The 19,846-nt window shown below is 34.4% G+C and carries 27 protein-coding genes; 21 read left to right on the top strand and 6 right to left on the bottom strand.

Going from position 1 to position 19,846, the window contains the following annotated elements; genetic code table 11:
• The first annotated feature begins 62 nt into the window (after nt 1-62).
• Both H8718_RS10600 and H8718_RS10595 read left to right on the top strand, forming a co-directional pair.
• Nucleotides 63-2,363, top strand: a complete 2,301-nt coding sequence (locus tag H8718_RS10600; protein ID WP_249332869.1) for a copper amine oxidase N-terminal domain-containing protein — start codon at nt 63-65, stop codon at nt 2,361-2,363.
• 95 nt (nt 2,364-2,458) lie between these two features.
• Nucleotides 2,459-3,202, top strand: coding sequence for a polysaccharide deacetylase family protein (locus tag H8718_RS10595; protein ID WP_249332868.1), 744 nt, complete (start codon nt 2,459-2,461; stop codon nt 3,200-3,202).
• An 83-nt stretch (nt 3,203-3,285) separates the two neighbouring features.
• Here H8718_RS10595 and H8718_RS10590 read toward each other — a convergent pair whose 3' ends face one another.
• Both H8718_RS10590 and H8718_RS10585 read right to left on the bottom strand, forming a co-directional pair.
• Complete coding sequence (locus H8718_RS10590) at nt 3,286-3,396, bottom strand: OadG family protein (RefSeq protein WP_249332867.1); 111 nt, start codon at nt 3,394-3,396, stop codon at nt 3,286-3,288.
• A 34-nt stretch (nt 3,397-3,430) separates the two neighbouring features.
• Nucleotides 3,431-4,552, bottom strand: a complete 1,122-nt coding sequence (locus H8718_RS10585) for a sodium ion-translocating decarboxylase subunit beta (RefSeq protein ID WP_249332866.1) — start codon at nt 4,550-4,552, stop codon at nt 3,431-3,433.
• Nucleotides 4,553-4,758: 206 nt separating this feature from the next.
• On the opposite strand from H8718_RS10585, the gene H8718_RS10580 reads away from it, so the two are divergent.
• The 3 genes from H8718_RS10580 to H8718_RS10570 all read left to right on the top strand — a co-directional run bounded on the left by H8718_RS10580 (nt 4,759) and on the right by H8718_RS10570 (nt 7,237).
• Entirely contained in the window at nt 4,759-6,102 is a 1,344-nt protein-coding gene (locus H8718_RS10580; RefSeq protein WP_249332865.1) for an MATE family efflux transporter, read from the top strand.
• Nucleotides 6,103-6,185: 83 nt separating this feature from the next.
• Nucleotides 6,186-6,845, top strand: coding sequence for a hypothetical protein (locus tag H8718_RS10575; protein WP_249332864.1), 660 nt, complete (start codon nt 6,186-6,188; stop codon nt 6,843-6,845).
• Nucleotides 6,845-7,237: a SoxR reducing system RseC family protein gene (locus tag H8718_RS10570; RefSeq protein WP_249332863.1), complete on the top strand. Its 393-nt coding sequence runs from the start codon at nt 6,845-6,847 to the stop codon at nt 7,235-7,237. Before H8718_RS10575 ends, H8718_RS10570 begins: the two co-directional genes overlap by 1 nt.
• Before the next feature lie 50 nt (nt 7,238-7,287).
• On the opposite strand, the gene H8718_RS10565 is transcribed toward H8718_RS10570, so the two are convergent.
• Nucleotides 7,288-8,520: a hypothetical protein gene (locus H8718_RS10565; RefSeq protein ID WP_249332862.1), complete on the bottom strand. Its 1,233-nt coding sequence runs from the start codon at nt 8,518-8,520 to the stop codon at nt 7,288-7,290.
• Between the two features lie 156 nt (nt 8,521-8,676).
• Between H8718_RS10565 and H8718_RS10560 the strand changes: the two genes are divergently transcribed.
• Complete coding sequence (locus H8718_RS10560) at nt 8,677-8,835, top strand: hypothetical protein (protein ID WP_249332861.1); 159 nt, start codon at nt 8,677-8,679, stop codon at nt 8,833-8,835.
• Here the strand turns inward: H8718_RS10560 and H8718_RS10555 are convergent.
• From H8718_RS10555 to H8718_RS10545, 3 genes are read right to left on the bottom strand one after another with little or no spacing between them, the layout of a single operon-like run.
• On the bottom strand, nt 8,832-10,310 hold the full coding sequence (locus tag H8718_RS10555) for a recombinase family protein (protein WP_249332860.1): 1,479 nt from the start codon (nt 10,308-10,310) through the stop codon (nt 8,832-8,834). The genes H8718_RS10560 and H8718_RS10555 overlap by 4 nt on opposite strands.
• The gene (locus tag H8718_RS10550) at nt 10,311-10,787 is read right to left on the bottom strand and encodes a hypothetical protein (protein ID WP_249332859.1); all 477 of its coding nucleotides are present in this window, start codon (nt 10,785-10,787) and stop codon (nt 10,311-10,313) included.
• A 22-nt stretch (nt 10,788-10,809) separates the two neighbouring features.
• Nucleotides 10,810-11,256: a helix-turn-helix domain-containing protein gene (locus tag H8718_RS10545; RefSeq protein WP_249332858.1), complete on the bottom strand. Its 447-nt coding sequence runs from the start codon at nt 11,254-11,256 to the stop codon at nt 10,810-10,812.
• 163 nt (nt 11,257-11,419) lie between these two features.
• Between H8718_RS10545 and H8718_RS10540 the strand changes: the two genes are divergently transcribed.
• The 15 genes from H8718_RS10540 (at nt 11,420) to H8718_RS10470 (ending at nt 19,787) form a co-directional block, all read left to right on the top strand.
• Nucleotides 11,420-11,620, top strand: a complete 201-nt coding sequence (locus H8718_RS10540; protein WP_249332857.1) for a helix-turn-helix domain-containing protein — start codon at nt 11,420-11,422, stop codon at nt 11,618-11,620.
• A gap of 101 nt (nt 11,621-11,721) precedes the next feature.
• Entirely contained in the window at nt 11,722-11,877 is a 156-nt protein-coding gene (locus H8718_RS10535; protein ID WP_249332856.1) for a hypothetical protein, read from the top strand.
• A 126-nt stretch (nt 11,878-12,003) separates the two neighbouring features.
• The gene (locus H8718_RS10530; RefSeq protein WP_249332855.1) at nt 12,004-12,801 is read left to right on the top strand and encodes an ORF6C domain-containing protein; all 798 of its coding nucleotides are present in this window, start codon (nt 12,004-12,006) and stop codon (nt 12,799-12,801) included.
• 57 nt (nt 12,802-12,858) lie between these two features.
• A complete protein-coding gene (locus tag H8718_RS10525) occupies nt 12,859-13,011 on the top strand; it encodes a hypothetical protein (RefSeq protein WP_249332854.1) in 153 nt (50 codons plus the stop codon).
• Between the two features lie 253 nt (nt 13,012-13,264).
• Complete coding sequence (locus H8718_RS10520) at nt 13,265-13,456, top strand: DUF6906 family protein (protein WP_249332853.1); 192 nt, start codon at nt 13,265-13,267, stop codon at nt 13,454-13,456.
• Complete coding sequence (locus H8718_RS10515; RefSeq protein WP_249332852.1) at nt 13,456-13,563, top strand: PGF-CTERM sorting domain-containing protein; 108 nt, start codon at nt 13,456-13,458, stop codon at nt 13,561-13,563. Before H8718_RS10520 ends, H8718_RS10515 begins: the two co-directional genes overlap by 1 nt.
• Nucleotides 13,564-13,947 (top strand): hypothetical protein, encoded by a 384-nt coding sequence (locus tag H8718_RS10510; protein ID WP_249332851.1) that lies wholly within the window; start codon nt 13,564-13,566, stop codon nt 13,945-13,947.
• Between the two features lie 40 nt (nt 13,948-13,987).
• Nucleotides 13,988-15,880: an AAA family ATPase gene (locus H8718_RS10505; protein ID WP_249332850.1), complete on the top strand. Its 1,893-nt coding sequence runs from the start codon at nt 13,988-13,990 to the stop codon at nt 15,878-15,880.
• Nucleotides 15,880-16,101 carry a hypothetical protein gene (locus tag H8718_RS10500; RefSeq protein ID WP_249332849.1) on the top strand — a complete coding sequence of 74 codons (222 nt, stop codon included), beginning with the start codon at nt 15,880-15,882 and terminating at the stop codon, nt 16,099-16,101. The genes H8718_RS10505 and H8718_RS10500 overlap by 1 nt, the downstream gene beginning before the upstream one ends.
• Nucleotides 16,102-16,123: 22 nt before the next feature.
• Entirely contained in the window at nt 16,124-16,969 is an 846-nt protein-coding gene (locus H8718_RS10495) for a RecT family recombinase (RefSeq protein ID WP_249332848.1), read from the top strand.
• A gap of 9 nt (nt 16,970-16,978) precedes the next feature.
• Nucleotides 16,979-17,671 (top strand): MBL fold metallo-hydrolase, encoded by a 693-nt coding sequence (locus H8718_RS10490; RefSeq protein ID WP_249332847.1) that lies wholly within the window; start codon nt 16,979-16,981, stop codon nt 17,669-17,671.
• Nucleotides 17,672-17,686: 15 nt separating this feature from the next.
• Nucleotides 17,687-18,523: a Lin1244/Lin1753 domain-containing protein gene (locus tag H8718_RS10485; protein WP_249332846.1), complete on the top strand. Its 837-nt coding sequence runs from the start codon at nt 17,687-17,689 to the stop codon at nt 18,521-18,523.
• Nucleotides 18,524-18,526: 3 nt separating this feature from the next.
• A complete protein-coding gene (locus H8718_RS10480) occupies nt 18,527-19,201 on the top strand; it encodes a replicative helicase loader/inhibitor (protein ID WP_249332845.1) in 675 nt (224 codons plus the stop codon).
• Entirely contained in the window at nt 19,198-19,452 is a 255-nt protein-coding gene (locus H8718_RS10475; RefSeq protein WP_249332844.1) for a hypothetical protein, read from the top strand. Before H8718_RS10480 ends, H8718_RS10475 begins: the two co-directional genes overlap by 4 nt.
• Nucleotides 19,449-19,787, top strand: coding sequence for a putative PDDEXK endonuclease (locus H8718_RS10470; RefSeq protein WP_249332843.1), 339 nt, complete (start codon nt 19,449-19,451; stop codon nt 19,785-19,787). Before H8718_RS10475 ends, H8718_RS10470 begins: the two co-directional genes overlap by 4 nt.
• Nucleotides 19,788-19,846 lie beyond the last annotated feature (59 nt).

Here is a 19,846-nt window from a genome sequence, read left to right as displayed (position 1 = left end):
TGTGTTAAAATGATAAATGTTCGAAAAGACGAAATGAAGTAGCAGCTTAAGGAGGGTAAAAGATGCGAAAAATATGGACATTATTCATGGCTAGCACACTTTTTTTGAGCCCAATTTCTATATTGGCTGATGAAGGCGAAAATACAGGCATTATATTAGGTCAAGAAGGTAATCCAGAAGGCGATAATCCAACAAATGAAGAAGGAGTAGAGGAAAATACCCAGGTGCCGCAGCTACCGAGTGATGAATTGTTGGAGCAGGATGAACAGGTGCCACCACAAGAAGAGGGTGCATTAGAAGAACAAGTACCAGAAGCAGGTGATGGAACAGACGAGTTGTTGCCAGAGGATGGGACGATAGATGGGGAACAACCAGAAGTAGAGCTACCCGTTATTGATGAGGATAAAGTTGTATTAACATTAGATAGTACAACGGTCTTTCTTTATGGAGAAGTAAAAGAATTGCTTTTAGCACCTAAAGTTGTAGCAGGACGTACCTATTTACCGTTAAGATTTGTAGGTGAAGAAATTTTAGAAGCAAAAGTAGACTGGAATCAAGAGACCAGACAGATTACAGTAGAGAAAGATGGTAAAATTGTTGTTTTATCTACGACAGAGCCAAAAGCCTGGATAAATGGTGAGGAAATCGTAGTAGATGCTATGCCAATTGTGGAAAATGGGACAACTCTTTTGCCAGTACGTTTTATGTCAGAGCAGTTCGAACTACTGATTGAGTATGATGAGGCTACACGTACTATACAGATTGAAAAGCCAATTGTAGTGCCAAATACACCACCAGTTGCAGCTTTTGAATTTTTAGAGGAAAGTTACATAGCAGGTCAAACCGTACAAGCACAAGATATGAGCTTTGACCCAGATGGGCATTTTATTAAGGAAACATTATGGATGATAGATGGTGATCCATCTAAAACAGCAGCTTCACTTGATAAGATTTTCAAAACGCCTAAACAAGGTTATTACGAAATCTCATTAAAAGTAAGAGATGAGAAAGGCTTATGGAGTGACTGGGTAAGCCAGACTATTATGATTCTGCCAAATGAGGCTCCAGAAGTTATAGAGTTTGAAGCTGATCAGCGTGAATATAAACAAGGTGAGCCGATTACATTTAGTTTTGAGTATGAAAATGAAGAGTGGGAAAGCATCGTGGCTGAAAAATGGACTTACCGTGATGCAAAAGATGCAGTAAACAATTACTTATTTACAAAACCTACTGCTATTTATACAGAAGGCGAATATATTGTAACTTTAGAAATTAAAGATGCTTACGGTAATTGGTCACAAAAAGCACAAACAACTGTAACCGTAACAGATGAAGTACTTAAAACAGAATTTGAAGATAAATTTACAAATGGTCAAATTGGAGATACACTCGATAACTTTGAAAAGACTAACTATCAAAATTACAAAGAAGCAGATGCTGTTTCTTTAGAAGATACTAAAGGAACAATGTTTATGAGCAACTCACCAGAAGTAGTAAGTCAGAAAGGGCTCCTTTATGAAGATACGCTTATAGGGCAGGGACGTGTGCTTTTCCATCATATTAATAATTTTGATCCAGTAGATAATCAGATGGATAGAAAACGTCTTGTAGTCATTGCTGAGAATCGTACAGAAGCACCTGTAACAGGGACTATTTCTAAGCTTACAACAAAAGGGCCATCAGATGACGTATTATTTGTAGGCCAACAACTTCTTTTAGATTATTTTAATAATACAAGTAGTCAAATACTTACTTTACAGCCAGGTGCACGTACTGTTATTTATGACAGTCAAAACAAAAACTGGTTAAAAGGTCAGGCTATTTCAGGCATGTTTGATGTTGCATTAGAAGGTCCTGTTACCTTTACCGTCGCTTTACTTGGACAAAATGACAAAATAGAAGATATTCCTCTTATGCCAAGGCCAGTAAGAGATGTTCATCCAAGGGGAACTTTCGATGTACTAGATAAAAATATTTTTGTAGACCTTAGGGATGAGGATGAAAATACAAAACTTGTAATTGGTAAGGGGCAAGATGAATGGGTTACAGGCTATGATGCCCTTTTACAAGAGAGTGTAGCGAATAGAGGAAACTTTGGTATAAACTATCACATTACCATTACAGCAGAGGAAGATACAGCAGTTATTTTAAATCCTCGTGGTAATATGTTTAAAGGTGCAATTAAATGGGAACAAGATAAAGCTTATCTTGCGCCAAGTGTAGGCTATTTCCCAAGTTCAAATAGAGGAGCATTTGTAGGCGTTGTTAAAGCAGGAGAAACAAAAACTTTAACTTATATGCTTCCAAATGGTTCATCTGCACCAGTATTATTTGGATTTATTCCTGAAAGCAACTGGAGATAAGAAAAAAGCTATTTTATTGTTGGAAAAAAATACAATAAAATAGCTTTTTATTTTTTGCTTTTTTGCAGATAATAAGCTTCAAAGGAGGCATTCATATGAAAAAATATTTAAATATATTAATGTACATGATCGCAGCTTTTACAATTGTTTTCTTCTGTGTAGATGAATTAAAAGTACAGGCTTTAGAAAACGGAGCACCTGAGACAGTAGAAGAAAAAATTGTCTATTTAACTTTCGATGATGGTCCAACAGGAAAAGTTACAGAAAAAATATTAGATGTCCTTAAAGAACATGATGTAAAGGCTACATTTTTTGTTGTAGGAAAAGAAATTAATCAAAGAGAACAAGTACTTAAACGTATTTATGAAGAAGGGCACAGTATAGGACTTCATACTTATTCCCATAATCTAAAATCTATTTACTCAAGTGATGAAAGCTTTATTAAAGAAATGGAACAAACTTCTCAAAAAATTAATGAAGTATTAGGAGAAGAAGTTAATAGTAAAATTATTAGATTTCCAGGGGGGAGTTCAGGTAGATTAAGTGAAGGCCTTCTTAATAAGTTACATGAAGAAAATTATAGAATCTATGACTGGAATGTCAGTCTTGAAGATGGGGTGAATCCTAACCTGTCTCCAGGTGAAATTGTCCAAAATGCTAAAAAGTGTAGTCGTAATACAACGAAACGTATTATTTTAGCCCATTGTAACTCCAATAATAAAAATACCTACAATGCCTTACCTGGTATTATCAAATACTATAAAGATCAAGGTTATACTTTTAAACCTATTGATCAGAATACAGAAGAATTTTATTATCGCATTAAAAATAAAAACTAGAAAAAGGCCTAGAAGCTATGAATTATGATAGAGCTTCTAGGTCTTTTTCTAGTTTAGCCTATACCTCTTTCAATTAAAAGTTATTAAGACTTCGCGAAGTAATTAAGCAGTTTAATAATGATATAAATAATACCCATTACTAAAAAGATGCCGCCCATACCACTTAACATAATAAGAAAGCCTTGCTCAATCATATGCATACCTCCTTTTAGAATGCAATAAAAATTATCAGAGTAAAAGTGCTAATATGAGACCTCCTGCAATAACAGAAGCTACCTGACCAGCTACATTAGCGCCTACAGCTTGCATAAGAATAAAGTTATGTGGATCTTCTTCTTTAGCGAGTTTTTGAATAGTACGTGCAGACATAGGGAAGGCAGAAATACCAGCAGCACCTACCATAGGATTGATTTTTTCTTTTCTAAACAAGTTAATCACTTTAACGAAAAGCACACCACCTATAGTATCAAAGATAAAGGCGATAAGTCCCATACCAATGATAAGAATAGTACTAGGGGTTAAAAAGGTGTCAGCCTTCATAGTAGAAGCGATAGAAAGTCCTAAAAGAATGGTGACAATATTAACGAGTTCATTTTGAGCCGTTTCACTTAGGCGGTTAACCACACCACTTTCACGTAATAAGTTGCCAAACATAAGGAAACCAATAAGTGGAATAGAATGTGGTGCAATAAAGCCAGAGACTAAAGTAACCACTATAGGGAAAAGAAGTTTAGCCTTTCTTGAAACAGGCTTAGAAGTGTAAGTCATATGTATACAACGTTCTTTTTTTGTTGTGACCCATTTAATAGCCATAGGCTGAATAAGCGGTACAAGGGCCATGTAGGAGTAGGCAGCAACAGAAATAGGACCTAAAAGAGAAGGTGAAAGCTGACTTGCTACAAAGATAGAAGTTGGGCCATCAGCAGCACCGATAATACCGATAGAAGCAGCTTCTTGTAAAGAAAAACCACAGCAAAGTGAAAGGATAAGGGTGAAGAAGATACCAAATTGAGCGGCAGCTCCAAGAAATAGCATAGAAGGTCTCTCAAGTAGCGGCCCAAAGTCAATCATAGCGCCTATCCCTATAAAGATAAGAAGTGGGAAAAGTTCTGTTGCAATACCTGCATTAAAGAGGAGGTCCAGTATGCCTTGAACAACACTGCCTTCTGAAAGTTGGCTAATAGCACCCGATAGAGGAATGTTTACTAAGATGACGCCAAATCCCATAGGTAAGAGAAGTGTAGGTTCATATTGTTTAGCAATAGCGAGGTAGATAAGTAGAAAACCGATAAGTAGCATAAAGATGTGACTAGGAGTAAGTTGTTGGAAGCTTTCTAACAAAATTTCCATATTTAACACCTGCCTATGTAGAAAAATAAAATTATATATAATATGTATATTAGAATGGAACATATAGCATGTCAAAGGATGTTAAGAAAAGTTCAAAAATTCTTAGCACATCCTAACCGAAGAAATTAAAATAGATAAAAAGAGTAGAAGTTCAGAAGGGAAGCTGATATAATAATACGGTTTTAATGCATATATGAGGAGGTAACATGAGTCAGCACGATAGAATTAACAAGAATACATCATTATTTTTACTTACATGGCCTATTTTAGTAGAATTATTGCTACAAATGCTTATAGGTAATGTAGACCAAATGATGATTAGTAGATATTCACAAAATGCTGTAGCAGCTATTGGAAATGTGAATCAGATTATGAATCTGCTACTGATTACATTTAATATTATTACAATGGCAACGACTATTATGGTATCGCAATATTTAGGCTCTAATAATCAGGAAAAAGTATCGGAGGTCTATTCTCTTGCTACATATACAAATCTTTTCTTTAGTATGATCTTAGGTGCTTTAATGGTATTTGGGCACAAGCCTATGTTTAAAATGATGGGTATGCCACTAGAGCTTTATAGCGATGCGACGATTTATATGGTTATTGTTGGGGGACTCATCTTTTTACAAGGTGTGTTTATGTCCTATTCTGCTATTTTCAGAAGCAATGGCTTAATGAAGCAGACTATGATTATTTCTTTTGTTATTAACTTTATTAATATTATAGGAAACTTTATCTTCTTAAATGGTTTATTAGGCATTCCAAAATTAGGTGTAACAGGTGTGGCTTTATCAAGTGTAATCAGTAGGTTAATTGGCTTAATTGTAGTAATGATTATCTTTAATAAGAAATTAAATGCGAAAATTAGCTTAAAGTATTTAAGGCCATTTCCAAAAGAGACATTCAAATCCCTTTTAAGAATAGGATTACCTTCAGCAGGAGAGTCTATTTCTTATAATGTGGCACAGATGTGGATTTTATCCTGTGTAAATCGTATGGGAACCTATGTGATTGCAACACGTGTTTATAGTAATATGATTGCAAACTTCTCTTTTGTTTATGCTTCGGCTATTTCTACAGCGACTCAGATTATTGTAGGGCATTTAGTAGGAGCAGGCGATATTGATGATGCAGACGAATTGGTTATGAAGACCCTTAAGCCTACAGTTCTTGTATCTCTGATTATGTCAGTTATTGTATTTCTATGCAGTGATTTTATTTTTAGTTGGTTTACAAATGACCCTGTCATGATTGCACTAGGTAAGCAGATTATGTTTATTGAGATTTTCTTAGAACTAGGTAGAACGTTTAATCTTGTTATTATTCGCTCCATGCATGCGGCAGGAGATATTAAATATCCTGTTACAATTGGTATTATTTCGATGTGGGGGGTAGCTGCATTACTTTCTTACATATTTGGCATTATACTAGGCATGGGGTTAGTAGGTGTATGGATGGCCATGGCAATGGACGAACTTTTAAGAGGTGTACTTGTTTATAGAAGATGGAAACAAGGCAAGTGGAGAGGCAAGGCTTTAGTTTAGGCTATTGTGATTAAGTTCTACTTACTATATAATGATGTAGAGAGAATATTCTCACAAAGTGTGGGAAAGAAAGGAGTAAGACCATGAGGAAAGAAAGTAATATAGGGCTTTATATTGGACTACTTTTAGTATTAGGCGGTATTGTATGTTTCTTAGATTTAAATGGATTATTACCTGGGGAACTCTTTAGTCAGTATATTAATTTAATTATAGGTACTGTTATTTTTGTAGCTTATTTAAGGAACAAAAAGTTTTATGTACTTATGATTTCGAGTTTCTTTATTTTTAACGGATTACTACTTATTTTAGATAAATGGCTTATTGGATGGAACTATTTAGCAGGTGTATTTTTAATACCTGGACTTATGTTTATGGTAGCTTTTATAGCAAAGAAATTTCTTGCTTATTTAGTGCCAGGTGCACTCCTTACATCATGGGGAATTTTCATACTGCTTATTACAGCAGATGTGTTAAATGGTTTTTCTATGATTGTAGGCATGGGCTTTATCTTTACAGCTTTAGGCTTTCTAGTTATTTTCCTTTATGATCGGGAGGCGTGGTCAGGTATACCATCCCTTGTATTAGGTATTATAGGAATTATTATGATTACACTGGGGCTTGGTGAAGTATCAAGATTAATTTTATTTAACTTTACAGCTATTGCAGTTGTTCTTATTGGTCTTATACTTATTGTAAGAAGCTTTATAAAACCTAAAGAGCGTTCTGATGAGGAGGAAGATTGATGCCTATTGGAACAGTAGAGAAGGTAGAGGAAGACTATGTCATTGTGTCTATAGAACGACAGGACATGTGTGGTGAGTGTCATGCCTGTGAAGTGTTAGGTGAAGTTAAAAAGTGCACGCTAAAATGTGTCAATGGATGTAAAAGTCAAGTTGGTGACCAGGTAGAAGTAGATGTAGAGCAGCATTCCTTTATGAAGGCAACTTTTATTATGTATGGGCTACCACTTATTGGCCTTATCCTAGGAGTAGGGATTGGTTATAAATTTTCAGAGGGTATTGCTATTGCACTAGGGCTAGGACTTATGGCACTTACTTTTGGGATGATTAAGTATGGAGAGAAGTATAATAAATACGCTAAGATGCTTCCTACAGCTAAAAAAGTGATCGAATAAAATAAAAAGGGACTGTTGCATGAGCAATGGTCCCTTTTTTGTAGCTTCTTTTAAGGTTCAAAAAAATTACCTTCTTGCATAAAATCTTTAGCTGCCTGTGCCACAGAGCGTACAGTTGGAACGGCAGCAGGTGCAGGTGGTGAAAGAGGACTGCTACTTGGTGTAGGCATAGAGGTTGTTGGTGCAGTAGGGATAGGAGGTATAGTAGATAGAGGGGGCGGAGTTGGCATAGGTGTAGAGGTTCGAGATGGTGCGGGAGAGCGACTCACTAAGGAGAGCCCTTCTAGTAGCAAAGAAAGTTCAAGATTAGGGGATAAGTCAGGATGAATTTCTTTTATATCAATAGAAGAAAGTGTAGCTAGTCTAAGTGTACTCATTAAATTAGCATATACTTTAGAAGCATTAAAACTATTATGGTCAAGGCTGTAATAGTCATAGAGTGTAGCAGGGAGTTGAAGACTACTTATAACGGGTATACTAAACATTTCTTGCTCAGGCAAACCAAAGAGTGTATAAAGTTTATCACCATCTTTATAGTGAATCCAGAGACAATCTAGATAGCTAAGGAGAGAAGGTGAAGTAGCAGTTACAGGAAGTGGCAGAGCTAGATCTTTAAGTGTTAAAGTATCTAGCAGGTGAAAGGCAGGATGTCCATAGGTATCTGTTGTAAATAAAACATATAGTTTTTGACCATGTAAACACACATTCCAATCACTAATAGGAATATTAGAACGAACTAAAGTTCTAGAATCATAAGCATTTTCCGTGAAGGTGAGACAATTTAAGGTGTAACCTTCTTCATAGAGTGGGTATAGAATATAGAGAGTATCCTCCACTACATAATAGGAAAGTTGACAATTTAAAGGTAAATTTGTAATAAGATGTGTAGCCATAGGAGAGGCTGCATTTAAAGATTGATGGACAAGAGAACGTCCATTTCCATTAGGATGTATAACAGTATAGAAAAGGTGTGGCGTTTCACCAAGTATTTGAATAGACATATTTTCAAATTGATACATATTTTTAGTATCTTCTAAAACAGTACGTTTAGTAGGTGAAGTTTCAAAGGAATGATAGTAGGCAGTCTGATGATTTGTATTTTGGACAACTACGTGAAGATTATCATGATGATCTAGTGTAGCACTATAAGTTAATGCACTGCTAGGATGAATAAGTGCAGGGCGTAAGAAACCCTCTTTGTCATAAATTTGATAAAAAATTCCTTGTCTAGGTTTTTCATCTACAATGATGAAGCGTGTAGATGTACGAAATAAAAAAGGCATAAAGGAACCTCCCTATAGAAGTACTTTATACCATCATATTGATTTTAAAATTAAATTATACATAAATGTCACCATCCTCATAGATTTTCCATATTATAGTATTGAAAACGACATTTTTATGACCCACCTTAGCAAACATGTAGGAGGTTTGGAATTATGAGCAAATGTTCAAATACAGACACAAGATTTTTCAAAGCACCTAATGCAGGTGTTTGTGATATATGTCATCCATGTGACACAATGACGAAGCTTGAAGCAACTGCAATGTGTCCACCTATTGGAGAACCTAAATGCATTTTAAGGCAACGATTTTAAATATAAAAAATAGTAGTTAAAGTATCTTCACGTTTATTGTAAATGATAGATTTTATAAAAGTTTTTAGCACTATGTTTTTAGACATAACACTTATACTATCATCTTTTACAGCTTCAATGGCTGTTACAAGCTTATCTTTAAATTCAGCAACCTTTTGAGGGTTTGTATCGTTATTGCTATGAGTATTAATCAGGTTTGTTATTTCACTTATTTCTTTTTGAAACATCTCTTTATTTGCTTTATATTCTTCAAGTGTATCAATATCATTTAAATATGCTTTTTTAGCACGTTCTAATTTCTGATTTAGTTTACTCAATTGAGTTTTATAAAGTTCAATTTCATCATCTTTATTTTCGTATTCTATATTTAACCCTTTTAATGACCAAGTCTCATTTACAATGTCTAGTGTAGAAGTTAATGTTTTAATAATATGATCCTCAACATCTTTAATCTTTATATAGTTACTTGTATTACATGAGCCTACTTTATATCTACTGCATTGATAGCCGTCAGCGTTTCTTATACTTCCATCTTTTCGTTTGAAGCGAGCTGTCTTATAAACTAATGTTCCGTTGCAGTCAGAACATCTAAGAATACCACCTAACCAATGGATATACTCCGTGCTTCGTGGTTTTACATCTTTATGCCATGTTCCTAAAACTTTTTGTGCTTCATTCCAAGTTTGTTGAGAAATAATAGGTTCATGTGTATTTTCTACGGTTATCCATTCACTTTCAGGTTTTACAACTATCCTAGAACCTTGACAATGTGTATAGTTCCAACGTGTCACACCAATGTAAGCAGGGTTTTGAATTATATATTTTATCCTTCGTGCCTCAAAAGGGCTACCTGTTTTGCTCTTAATACCTAACATATTTAAATGCTTAGCTATTGAGCCTATAGATTGTCCATTTATGCACATGTCATATATTTTTTTTATGATTTCAGCCTCTTCTTTGTTGACAACCCTTTTATTATCTACAATATCATAACCTAGAATGGGTTTTGATTGTACGCCACCCCTACGAGCTTTTTCTGTCATTCCCTTTATAACTTCATCTGATAAGTTAAGAGAGTAGTATTCAGCCATAGCTTCCAACATAGCTTCAAGAATGACACTAAACTTATCATCTTCTAGTTGTTCTGTTATAGATATCACTTTTATGCCACATTCTTTACGGAGAAGGCTTTTGTATACTACAGAGTCTTCCCTGGAACGTGCAAAACGGTCAAATTTATGAACTAAAATAGCATCAAAGGGTTTTGGCTTTTTCTTTGCCATAGCTATCATATTTTGAAAGGCTGGTCTTTTTTTAGCAGAAGTACCAGTTATCCCTTCATCTATAAATATATAATGGTCGTCTATTTGATAATTATTTTTCTTTGCATATTCAATTAATGCACGTTTTTGAGCATCTGGTGAAAACTCTAATTGTTCATCAGTAGAAACTCGTATATATAAAGCTGCTGTCATCTAAATCACTCCTTTTGATGAACCTATAACGGACAAAGGTTCAAAATATAATGTGTAGTCTTTGCATCTATAATATAGACCATGCTTTTGTTTATAATAATCAATTGCTTCACAGAAGTAATTTTCTGTTACATGTAAGTACTCACACATATCTTGTAAATTTAAGCAATAATTAAGTAATCCTTGCACAATTTTATCTGGTGGAACTAAATCGTTAAAGGAACATTTCCTTGCAAAACGTTCTTGCTTCAAATTATTAATATTTCTAATATCTGTTATATTCCCTACAGTAGCTTTTGCATGCCATATCTCCTCGCTTAAATAACATCGCTTTTGAACAGATGTTTTAAGTATATGTGAGTTTAAAGCTATTTTTCTCCCTTTGCATAGAGCTTCTGAATTAGAATGTAATTTTTTTTCTCTTATATCAAGGCCAAGTTTGTGTCCTTCATCAAGTAAGTATTCATGTAAATACAAGACTAAACCTCCCCTAAAACTATTACCAGTTATCCATATCAGCCAAATCTTGATTAATTAGTTCTAGTTCTTCGTTAGTAATATTATCATTGTGAGCTGCTATTGGTATTAAATAGTCATTAGTGCAACGATTATGCTCCATATCTAACACAGTATTTACTGTATGCTGCCCTTTTTCATCTAGAACTCGATATTTTTTTACTAGCTCTTTTTCATTTTGAGAGAGAGAGAGACTATTATTAGTTGCTTTAATGGTAACTGAATCTTCCCATCCCATAAGAAAGCCAGGAGAGCATTGTAGGACATTGGCTAATTCCTTTATTTTGTCTATCCCCATATTTTGAATATCCTTACTTTCATATCTAGAGACAGTAGATTCAGCAACATTTAAGGCATTGGCAACATCTTTTAATGTTAGTCCTAATTCTAAGCGACGTTTTTTTATTAATTTATTTACGCTTGTAGTCATTACAAAACCACCTTTCACGTATTGAGTATACTATATTTTTGCGTATGATGCAAATAAAAACTTGCATAAACGCAAAAATAATTATTGACGTAACAAGAAAATTGTCGTAAAGTATCAATAGAACTTGCGAATAAGCAAGAAAAAATATGAAAGGAGTATGAAAATGAATGTAAATAAGATTAAAGGTAGAATGGTAGAGTTGGGGTATACACAGGAATTATTGGCAAAAAAATTCGGAGTGGATACATCTACTATAAATAGAAAGATTAATTATAGTGATGGTTCAAAGATTACTGTAGCAGAGGCACAAAAGCTTATTGATATTTTAGAAATAGATAATCCGATGGAATATTTTTTTGTATAAATCTTGCGTATACGCAATATCTAGTGGATGTATGCAAATAAATCGTAAAAATGCTAATAGGACAAAATGTGACCTGAATATATTGATATGGGGGTGATTATATGAAATATATCTTTTTACTAGAAGTAGATAATAAAGTCAAGCCTTTTGAAGAAGCTTCCCCTCAAGAACTTAAAGCACTAAATGATAAGGTTAAAAAATCATTTGAAACCCATATGGGACTTAAGTACATAGGTGAAAAGGAACAAACTACTTAGGGTAATACAGACATCCCTCAATGTACAAAAGAAAAAGTTTTACATATAAATGATATAAATCACATTAGTAGATGATGAAGTTCATCTACATAAAAAGTGGACAAGTATTAGAGGAGGAGAATCAAAATGCCAAAGAATGCATTAGTTAAAGTACAAGGAACACAGCAATTTATGGGAAAAGAAATCCCTGTAGTATTAGGTGGGTTTGGAGAAAACTGTAAAGTAGTTACCGATAAGATGGTAGCTGAAATACATAATACAGAAGCAAGAGAAGTTAGAAGGTTAATAAAGGATAACTTGAAACGATTTAAGGAAAGCATTGATTTTATTGACTTAAAGAAAGGCGTGGGCGACACCCACACGTTGGATTTAACAGAATTAAGTTACTCCAAACAAGCAATAACTCAAGCTGAACACATCTATCTCCTATCAGAAAGAGGATATGCAAAGCTAATCAAAATCATGGACACAGATTTAGCTTGGGAGATACATGACCAATTAATGGATGAGTATTTCCATTTAAGAGAAGAACAACAAAATACATATAGTCATTTATCCAAAGAACTACAAGCCATATTTGCAATAGACCATAAGCAACAGGAAATGGATAGTAGAATTACTAAACTTGAAAATACCATGACTATTGATTATGGACAACAAAATGATATACAGGCACTTGTATCCAAAAAGGTAATTAGTGTATTGGGCGGAGCAGATGCCCCAGCTTATAAAAATAGGAAAGTATCAAAAAAAGCTTTTAGCCAACTTCACAGATGGCTTAGAAATGTATTCGAAGTCAATTCATATAAAAATATCGCAGTTAAAGATTTTGAAAGGGCAAAGGAAATTATTCCTCAATGGGAGCCAAACGAAGAGCTACAGTTAATGATTAAAGGTGCTAATGCACAAATGAGATTAACTTAAAAAGGTGTAATAGGACAAGCTGTGTATTTAATAATATGTATTAGGAGGGGATACATAATGAAAGTAATATCATATTTAAACGATGTACCTTTTGATGAATTGAGCTATGAGGAAAAACTTGAATTTTCTACAGAAGTTCAAATTAGAATGCTAAAGATGGCAGGATATACACCTATAGAGGTAGAGGATGAAAGTGACAAAATAGATTAATTCTTTCGTACAAAAGATGACTCTTTATTTTTTTGCGCTTTTTTCATAAAAAAGTACAGAGTTTTACACTATCAAGTATATTCTGGCTAGCTAATATTATTACAAAAAATTATAGAGACTGTAATTTTTTTAGGGAGGATTATTAAAGTATGTCAAGATTAACTTTTATTGCTAAAGGTAAGATTGGTGACATTTTAGCAGCATTGGAAAAGTCAATGAAAGATTTAAAAATACAGGAAGAGGAGGAAGAAGAGTGAAACACGGCAAGGCTCCAACAGTTAGGCAAAAGAAACTAATAGCAGATGCAGGTTTAAACTATGACAACTGGTTAGTAGAAAGAGATTTGCCTACAGATATGATTATAATTCATAGACTTACAGGAAGTGGGTACAAGCTCATTAAAGAAGATGGCCAATATGTTAGAAAAGTGAGGCTTGATGATTAATGGAATATACCATAATACTCGGTTTTGGATTTCTATTAGGCGTAGCTTCTATGTTAGGTGCGTCATATATAGCTAGAAATGAAGAAAAGAAGAAAGGTGATGATTAGATGGAAGAATTAACAAAAGAAGAAAAGGACCAATATATCAGAGATATGATTAAGAACTTAATTCATGACCAAACAGCATTTAATATTAATCGCTGGGGTAGCATGAGTAATTACCACGAAATGTGGGGGCTTGCGTTAGAAGAATCAGAAGAGGCAAAAGAACAACTTGCATGGGTAACTAGATACAAAGAAGATACTTGGAAGATGATTAAGAACAACGAGCCAATAGGAGATATTCATTACTCATTACAAGTTATCATTGGCAATATTGAGTTAGCTATTCAGGAACTTATTCATGAAGCAGCAGTTTACAAAAGAGCATTAGATACAATGAAAAACGCACCAGTAGCCGACCAAAGCAAAACTGATGCGGATAAAAAATAAATTATCGGATTAATTATACCATAAAAGGAGAAGAGAAGATATGAAACTTGTGTTAAAAGTTTTAGAAATGAAAAATTTCAAGGGTATAAAGGAGAAAAAAATTCTTTTTGAACGCACAGAAACTAAATTATATGGTGCGAATGCAACCGGAAAGACTACAGTAGCCGATGCTTTTATGTGGTTATTATTTGATAAAGATAGCCAAGACAGAAAAGATTTTGAAATTAAGCCTTTAGCAGAAAACAATGAACCTATTCACTTTTTAAATACTGAAGTATCTGCAGAGTTTGAATTTGATGGTAAAACTTTTAGCCTATCTAAAGTGTATAAGGAAAAATGGGTTAAGAAACGTGGACAAGCCGAACAAGAGTTTAGTGGGCATGAAACTACTTATTACATAGATGGAGTTCCTTGTAAAAAGTCAGAGTATCAGAAATATGTTGATGAAATTATCAAGGAAAAAACATTCAAGTTACTGACTAACCCTTTAACTTTTGAAGCTATGAAATGGCAAGACAAGAGAAAAATTCTATTTGAAGTATGTGGGACAATTAATGATGTGAGTGTTCCTGGATATGATAAGCTTCAACAACGTCTTAATGGAAAAGATGTAGATGAGTTCAAAAAATCTCTAGCAGCAACTAAGAAGAAGCTTAAGAAGGATATAGAGGATATTCCACCGCGCATAGATGAATTAAGAAGAGGCATAGATGAAAGCTTGGATAAAGAAGTGGCATTATTAAAGATTGCCAAAAAAGAACAGGCTATCCAAGACTTTGAACAGCAGCTTGAAGCTTCAGAGAAAGCGTTTGAAGTGGTGCGAGATAAACAAAAACTCATATTATCACTTGAACGAACAAAAGAAGAGATAATTAGAGAGCATAACAAACAGCTATATGGAGAACAAGGTAAGCTAAAAGACCAATATGCTCAACTTAAATCAACGCTTAATAGTAAGCAGATTGAGCAAGATAGGCTTGTAAAGATAATCGAAATTAAGAAGCAAGACAATGTGCTACTAGAAGGACAAGTAAATGAGCACCGTGAAGAGTGGCAACGTATAGCAGAAGAAACTTTCGATGAGCACAAAGCTATTTGTCCTACATGTGGCCAAGACTTACCAGCGGATAAAGTACAAGAATTATTCGTTAAATATGAGCGAGAAAAGGCTGTAAGACAAGAAAGAGTCGTTAACTTGGCAAATAGTAAGAAAGCATCTATTGCTAGTAATAATAATGAAATTGCTCGTTGCGCGGAACTATTTGAAGGCATAGCTCAAGAGGTAGTGATTATTAATAAAAGTTTAGCTGACTTAGAAGAAAAACTTGCAGAACCCATTGAACAAACTGTATGTGATACATCTGAAATAGATGCTCAAATAGATGAACTTAAACAAGCAGTAGCATCCTTTAATCAGTTAGATACCTCTAAGATTAAGGAAGAAATTAAGATAGCTCAGAAGGATATAGCGCTCTACAATTTAACAATTACTAAGGCAGATAACCAAGAAAAGACTTTGGAACGCATAAAAGAGTTAGGGGAACAGCTTAAAGAACTCCAAGTAAGTTTAGCGGATGTAGAGCAGCAAGAAATCTTAGTAGAGGACTTCACAAAAGCTAAAGTCGATATGCTTGAAGAGAACATCAATAGTAAGTTTACAACAGTCAAGTTCAAGCTTTTTGAAGAACAGATTAATGGTGGGTTGGTAGAGTGTTGTGAAAGCCTTATTAATGGTGTGCCATTTAGCAATGCTAACAACGCAGCCAAGGTTGCAGCAGGAATAGATATTATCAATGTATTAAGTAATCATTATGGTTTCTATGCCCCTATATGGCTAGATAATCGTGAGAGTGTTACGAGTATACCAGATACATATAGTCAAGTAATCAATCTTATTGTAAGTGAAAAAGATAAAGAATTGAGGGTAGAATAATGGGAATTTGGATTAGAAGTCAGGATAAAACAACTCTTACATTTTGCAGAACAGTAAAAGCATGGCAAGGCGGGAGAATAGTCAATACCTTAGGTAAGGACTATATCCATTTAGGAGATTATGAAACTCTAGATAGAGCAAAAGAAGTTCTAGCGATTATAGCAAACTTTGTAGAAAATAATTCAAATGATAGAACAGTATTTCAAATGCCATTAAATTAATAAAAACTAGGAGGAATAGAGAATGTCAGAAAATCAAGTAGCAGTAAAAAAACAAAGTGAAATTACAGAGCAAGTATTCGGAAAGGTAAAGCAGCTCCAAGAAGCTGGCAGTTTAGTGCTTCCTAAATCTTATGCAGCAGGTAATGCACTTAAGAGTGCTCAACTTATCTTGGCTGAAACAAAGGATAAAACAGGCAAATTAGCTACAGAAGTATGTACTAAAGAAAGTGTAGCGAACTGTTTATTAGATATGGTCAAAATGGGTCTAGAGCCTAGTAAGAAGCAATGTTACTTCGTTATCTATGGAGATAAACTACAGCTTATGACAAGTTATTTTGGTAAGTTAGCAATTGCTAAACGTGTAGCAGATCTTGAAGAAGTAAAGGCTTTTGTTATCTATGAAGGTGATGAATTTGAAATGGAATTTAACCTTGACGACTTAACAATGCAACTTAAGACATACAAACCTAATCCGTTAAATGTAAATCTAGATAAAATCACAGGAGCCTTTGCTATTCCAGTTTTTAAGGATGGTACAAGAGGAGATTTAGTTTATATGAGCTATCAGCAGATTAAGAACTCCTGGAATCAAGGTTATGCAAAGGGTAACTCTGGAGCACATAAGAACTTTACTGATGAAATGTGTAAGAAAACGATTATCACAAGGGTTTGTAAGACACTTATCAACTCTAGTGATGATGGAGATTTAGTTGATACATATGGTGCAACGGATGAAGAAATTCCAGTACAGCAAGAGCAAAAAGAAATGACAGCAAGTAAAGAATTTGTAGATGTCCCATTTACAGAAGAAGAACATGTCTCAGCAACAGTAGTAAAAGACGTGGCTCCTAATGAGTGTCCAATTTAGGAGGGGCTTATGAAACTTAAAGTATTAGCTTCTGGCTCAAAGGCAAATAGCTACATATTAGAAAATGAAACGGAGGCCCTGGTAATTGAAGCCGGGGTACCGTTTAAGGAACTGATAAGGCATGTTGACCATAGGAAGATAGTAGGTTGCTTAGTGTCACATGAACACAAGGACCATGCAGCTTATGCAGGGCAGTACTCAATGAGAGGGATTGAGGTATTTACACCATACACAATTAAAAACAGTCAATATGAAAGAGTTTTAAGATTTGGTGGCTTTAACTATATACCCTTTAAAAATCATCATGATGTACCCTGTTACGGTTTTAAAGTAACTCATAAGGAATTAGGTCAATTAGTATTCGGAACCGACACAGGCTATATTGAGTACAAATTTAAAGACATTAATCACTGGCTTGTAGAATGCAATTACTCAAAAGAAATACTAGATAAACGTGTAGAACAGGGATTTAATCCAGCTTTAGCAGACCGTATAGTAAGGGATCATATGAGTTTAGAAACTTGTAAAGACTTTTTTAAAGCGAATGACTTAAGCAAGACTAGAAGCATCGTTTTATTACACCTAAGTGACTCTAACAGCGATGCTAAACAGTTTAAAGATGAAATCTATAGCTTAACAAATAAACCAACGTATATAGCTGAAAAGGGGCTAGAAATTGACTTAAGCCTATGCCCCTTTTAGAAAGGGGTGAATAATTTGGCAAGACCTAAAAAGGATGGGCTTGAGTATTTTCCATTAGACGTATATGCAGGTACAGATGACGAACTTGAACTTTTAGAAGCAGAGTATGGACTTGAGGGGTTTGCCATCTTTATTAAATTACTTCAAGCCATTTATAAGAATGGGTACTACATTAACTGGTCAGATAAAGAGAAATTACTCTTCTCAAAGAGAGTTAATGTAGCATTAACCCTAGTTAATGATGTAATAACTACCTGTTTAAAGTGGGATTTGCTTAATAATAGGCTTTATGAACAACATAAAATTCTAACTTCGCATGGCATTCAGCAAAGATTTTTACTAGCAATAGGTCGTAGAAGCGCTGTAGAAATCTATCAAGATTACTTACTTTTAAGTGAAAGTGAGGTTTCTGCAACAAAAAACCTAGTTATTGTTACAAAAACCCCCGTTAATGCTGACAATAATCCCCAAAGTAAAGTAAAGGAAAGTAAAGAGAAAGTAAAGGAAAGTATAGCAGTAGCTGCTGACCATACTTCCGTTATACAAAAAATTTTAGAAGATGGGTTTGGAAGATTAGTTAGCTCTATAGAGATAGAAACATTGCTAAGTTATTTAGATGATGGCATTCAATTGGATTTAATAGAAAAGGCTGTACAAGAAACCGCTAATAATGGTGTTAAAAATATCAACTATGTTAAGAGTATTCTTAATAGATGTATTGAGCAAAAAATTAATACCCTAGAGCGCTACCAGTTAGCTCAGAAGAAGTTTAAAGAGAAAAGCAGTACAAATACACAAGAGAATAAAGAACCTTCTACGGATGCAATGAGGAGGTTTTTGGAGGGGGAATAGGATATGACAAAGGAACAATGCGAAGATATACTCGTTATGCTAAAAGCTTGTTACCCTAATTTTAAATTAGAGCTTAACAGTAAAGAGAGTAGGTATTGGGTAGCTAGCCTGATTGACCTAGAATTTGAAAAGGCTTTTATAGCTACTCAACAACTTACTAAAACATCTAAGTGGGCACCAAGTATTGCAGAAATAAGAGCGGTATACACTGAGTTATTACTTCCTGATCTAGTGGATGCAGAGCAAGCTTGGGGAATCGTTGTACAAGCTATTAACAAACATGGTGGTATTTATTCTACTGATGCAGCTATGAATGAATTACCAAGGCAAGTCCAAGAAGCTGTTAAATGGATAGGTGGTATTAAAGCCATAAGCCAAGCTGAAAAACCAGATGTACTTAGAGGGCAGTTTATAAGGACTATGGAGGCTGTTAATAAAAGAGTAACAAAAGAACTATCATTAGGGCCTAAATTAGGAAATCAAATAGACCAGATTAGGTTAGAGACCAAACAACAAGAGGCGTTACTTGCATTAGATACTAAACAAGGTATACCTCAAATAGAATATGGTCCTATAACAGATGATAGTAGGATTGATTATAACATAAGGCAATGTGGAATGCTTCGTGATGTGTATGCGAGAACTCAGCAAAAGTTAAATAAGGGGGACTTATCGTGAATAAACGAATGAAGAAAAAGGCTTGTACATACAAGCCTCTAAGTAATAAACAAAGGCTTAAAAATCAGGCTAGGGCAATACGTCAACTTTACAAAGAAAATGAGCAACTTTCTACAGAGAATAAAAGTTTGAAACATGCATTAGAAATTGAGAAGAATTACTCTTATGATTTAATGCAGCATAAAAAGCAACTTGAAAATAATCTTAAAGAGCAACCTAAAAAGTCGTTCTGGAAGAAGGTATTTAAATGAAAAATAGTAGAGCAAAAGGTGCCAGAGGAGAACGTGAACTTTCTAATCTATTAAAAGAACATGGATTTAGTACACGCAGAGGTCAACAGTATTGTGGAGCTAATGGTGATGCTGACGTTGTTGGTCTACCTGGTATACATATTGAATGTAAACGTGTTGAAAAACTTAATATATACAACGCACTAACACAGGCTGAAAATGACTGTAAAGAAAATGAAGTGCCTGTAGTTATGCATAGAAAAGACCGAGAAAAATGGATTGTAACAATGAGCCTGGATGATTGGATTGAGATGTATAAGAAACTCAACCAAGTTACATGTAGTGAAAAAAAGTAGAATATATCGAAGTTGTAGACGAGTTTGGAGAGCTACAACTTCGGTTTAAGTAAGGAGGC

Source organism: Zhenhengia yiwuensis (assembly GCF_014384995.1).
GTDB lineage: Bacteria > Bacillota > Clostridia > Lachnospirales > Cellulosilyticaceae > Zhenhengia > Zhenhengia yiwuensis.
The sequence above is the reverse complement of the archived record's forward strand: the minus strand, read 5'-3'. Positions and strand labels throughout refer to the sequence as shown.

Excerpts from the sequence above, each read along its gene's own strand:
- H8718_RS10600 (WP_249332869.1), top strand. The coding sequence starts at position 63 with ATGCGAAAAATATGGACATTATTCATGGCTAGCACACTTTTTTTGAGC.
- H8718_RS10595 (WP_249332868.1), top strand. The coding sequence starts at position 2,459 with ATGAAAAAATATTTAAATATATTAATGTACATGATCGCAGCTTTTACA.
- H8718_RS10590 (WP_249332867.1), bottom strand. The coding sequence starts at position 3,396 with ATGATTGAGCAAGGCTTTCTTATTATGTTAAGTGGTATGGGCGGCATC.
- H8718_RS10585 (WP_249332866.1), bottom strand. The coding sequence starts at position 4,552 with ATGGAAATTTTGTTAGAAAGCTTCCAACAACTTACTCCTAGTCACATC.
- H8718_RS10580 (WP_249332865.1), top strand. The coding sequence starts at position 4,759 with ATGAGTCAGCACGATAGAATTAACAAGAATACATCATTATTTTTACTT.
- H8718_RS10575 (WP_249332864.1), top strand. The coding sequence starts at position 6,186 with ATGAGGAAAGAAAGTAATATAGGGCTTTATATTGGACTACTTTTAGTA.
- H8718_RS10570 (WP_249332863.1), top strand. The coding sequence starts at position 6,845 with ATGCCTATTGGAACAGTAGAGAAGGTAGAGGAAGACTATGTCATTGTG.
- H8718_RS10565 (WP_249332862.1), bottom strand. The coding sequence starts at position 8,520 with ATGCCTTTTTTATTTCGTACATCTACACGCTTCATCATTGTAGATGAA.
- H8718_RS10560 (WP_249332861.1), top strand. The coding sequence starts at position 8,677 with ATGAGCAAATGTTCAAATACAGACACAAGATTTTTCAAAGCACCTAAT.
- H8718_RS10555 (WP_249332860.1), bottom strand. The coding sequence starts at position 10,310 with ATGACAGCAGCTTTATATATACGAGTTTCTACTGATGAACAATTAGAG.
- H8718_RS10545 (WP_249332858.1), bottom strand. The coding sequence starts at position 11,256 with ATGACTACAAGCGTAAATAAATTAATAAAAAAACGTCGCTTAGAATTA.
- H8718_RS10540 (WP_249332857.1), top strand. The coding sequence starts at position 11,420 with ATGAATGTAAATAAGATTAAAGGTAGAATGGTAGAGTTGGGGTATACA.
- H8718_RS10535 (WP_249332856.1), top strand. The coding sequence starts at position 11,722 with ATGAAATATATCTTTTTACTAGAAGTAGATAATAAAGTCAAGCCTTTT.
- H8718_RS10530 (WP_249332855.1), top strand. The coding sequence starts at position 12,004 with ATGCCAAAGAATGCATTAGTTAAAGTACAAGGAACACAGCAATTTATG.
- H8718_RS10525 (WP_249332854.1), top strand. The coding sequence starts at position 12,859 with ATGAAAGTAATATCATATTTAAACGATGTACCTTTTGATGAATTGAGC.
- H8718_RS10515 (WP_249332852.1), top strand. The coding sequence starts at position 13,456 with ATGGAATATACCATAATACTCGGTTTTGGATTTCTATTAGGCGTAGCT.
- H8718_RS10510 (WP_249332851.1), top strand. The coding sequence starts at position 13,564 with ATGGAAGAATTAACAAAAGAAGAAAAGGACCAATATATCAGAGATATG.
- H8718_RS10505 (WP_249332850.1), top strand. The coding sequence starts at position 13,988 with ATGAAACTTGTGTTAAAAGTTTTAGAAATGAAAAATTTCAAGGGTATA.
- H8718_RS10500 (WP_249332849.1), top strand. The coding sequence starts at position 15,880 with ATGGGAATTTGGATTAGAAGTCAGGATAAAACAACTCTTACATTTTGC.
- H8718_RS10495 (WP_249332848.1), top strand. The coding sequence starts at position 16,124 with ATGTCAGAAAATCAAGTAGCAGTAAAAAAACAAAGTGAAATTACAGAG.
- H8718_RS10490 (WP_249332847.1), top strand. The coding sequence starts at position 16,979 with ATGAAACTTAAAGTATTAGCTTCTGGCTCAAAGGCAAATAGCTACATA.
- H8718_RS10480 (WP_249332845.1), top strand. The coding sequence starts at position 18,527 with ATGACAAAGGAACAATGCGAAGATATACTCGTTATGCTAAAAGCTTGT.
- H8718_RS10470 (WP_249332843.1), top strand. The coding sequence starts at position 19,449 with ATGAAAAATAGTAGAGCAAAAGGTGCCAGAGGAGAACGTGAACTTTCT.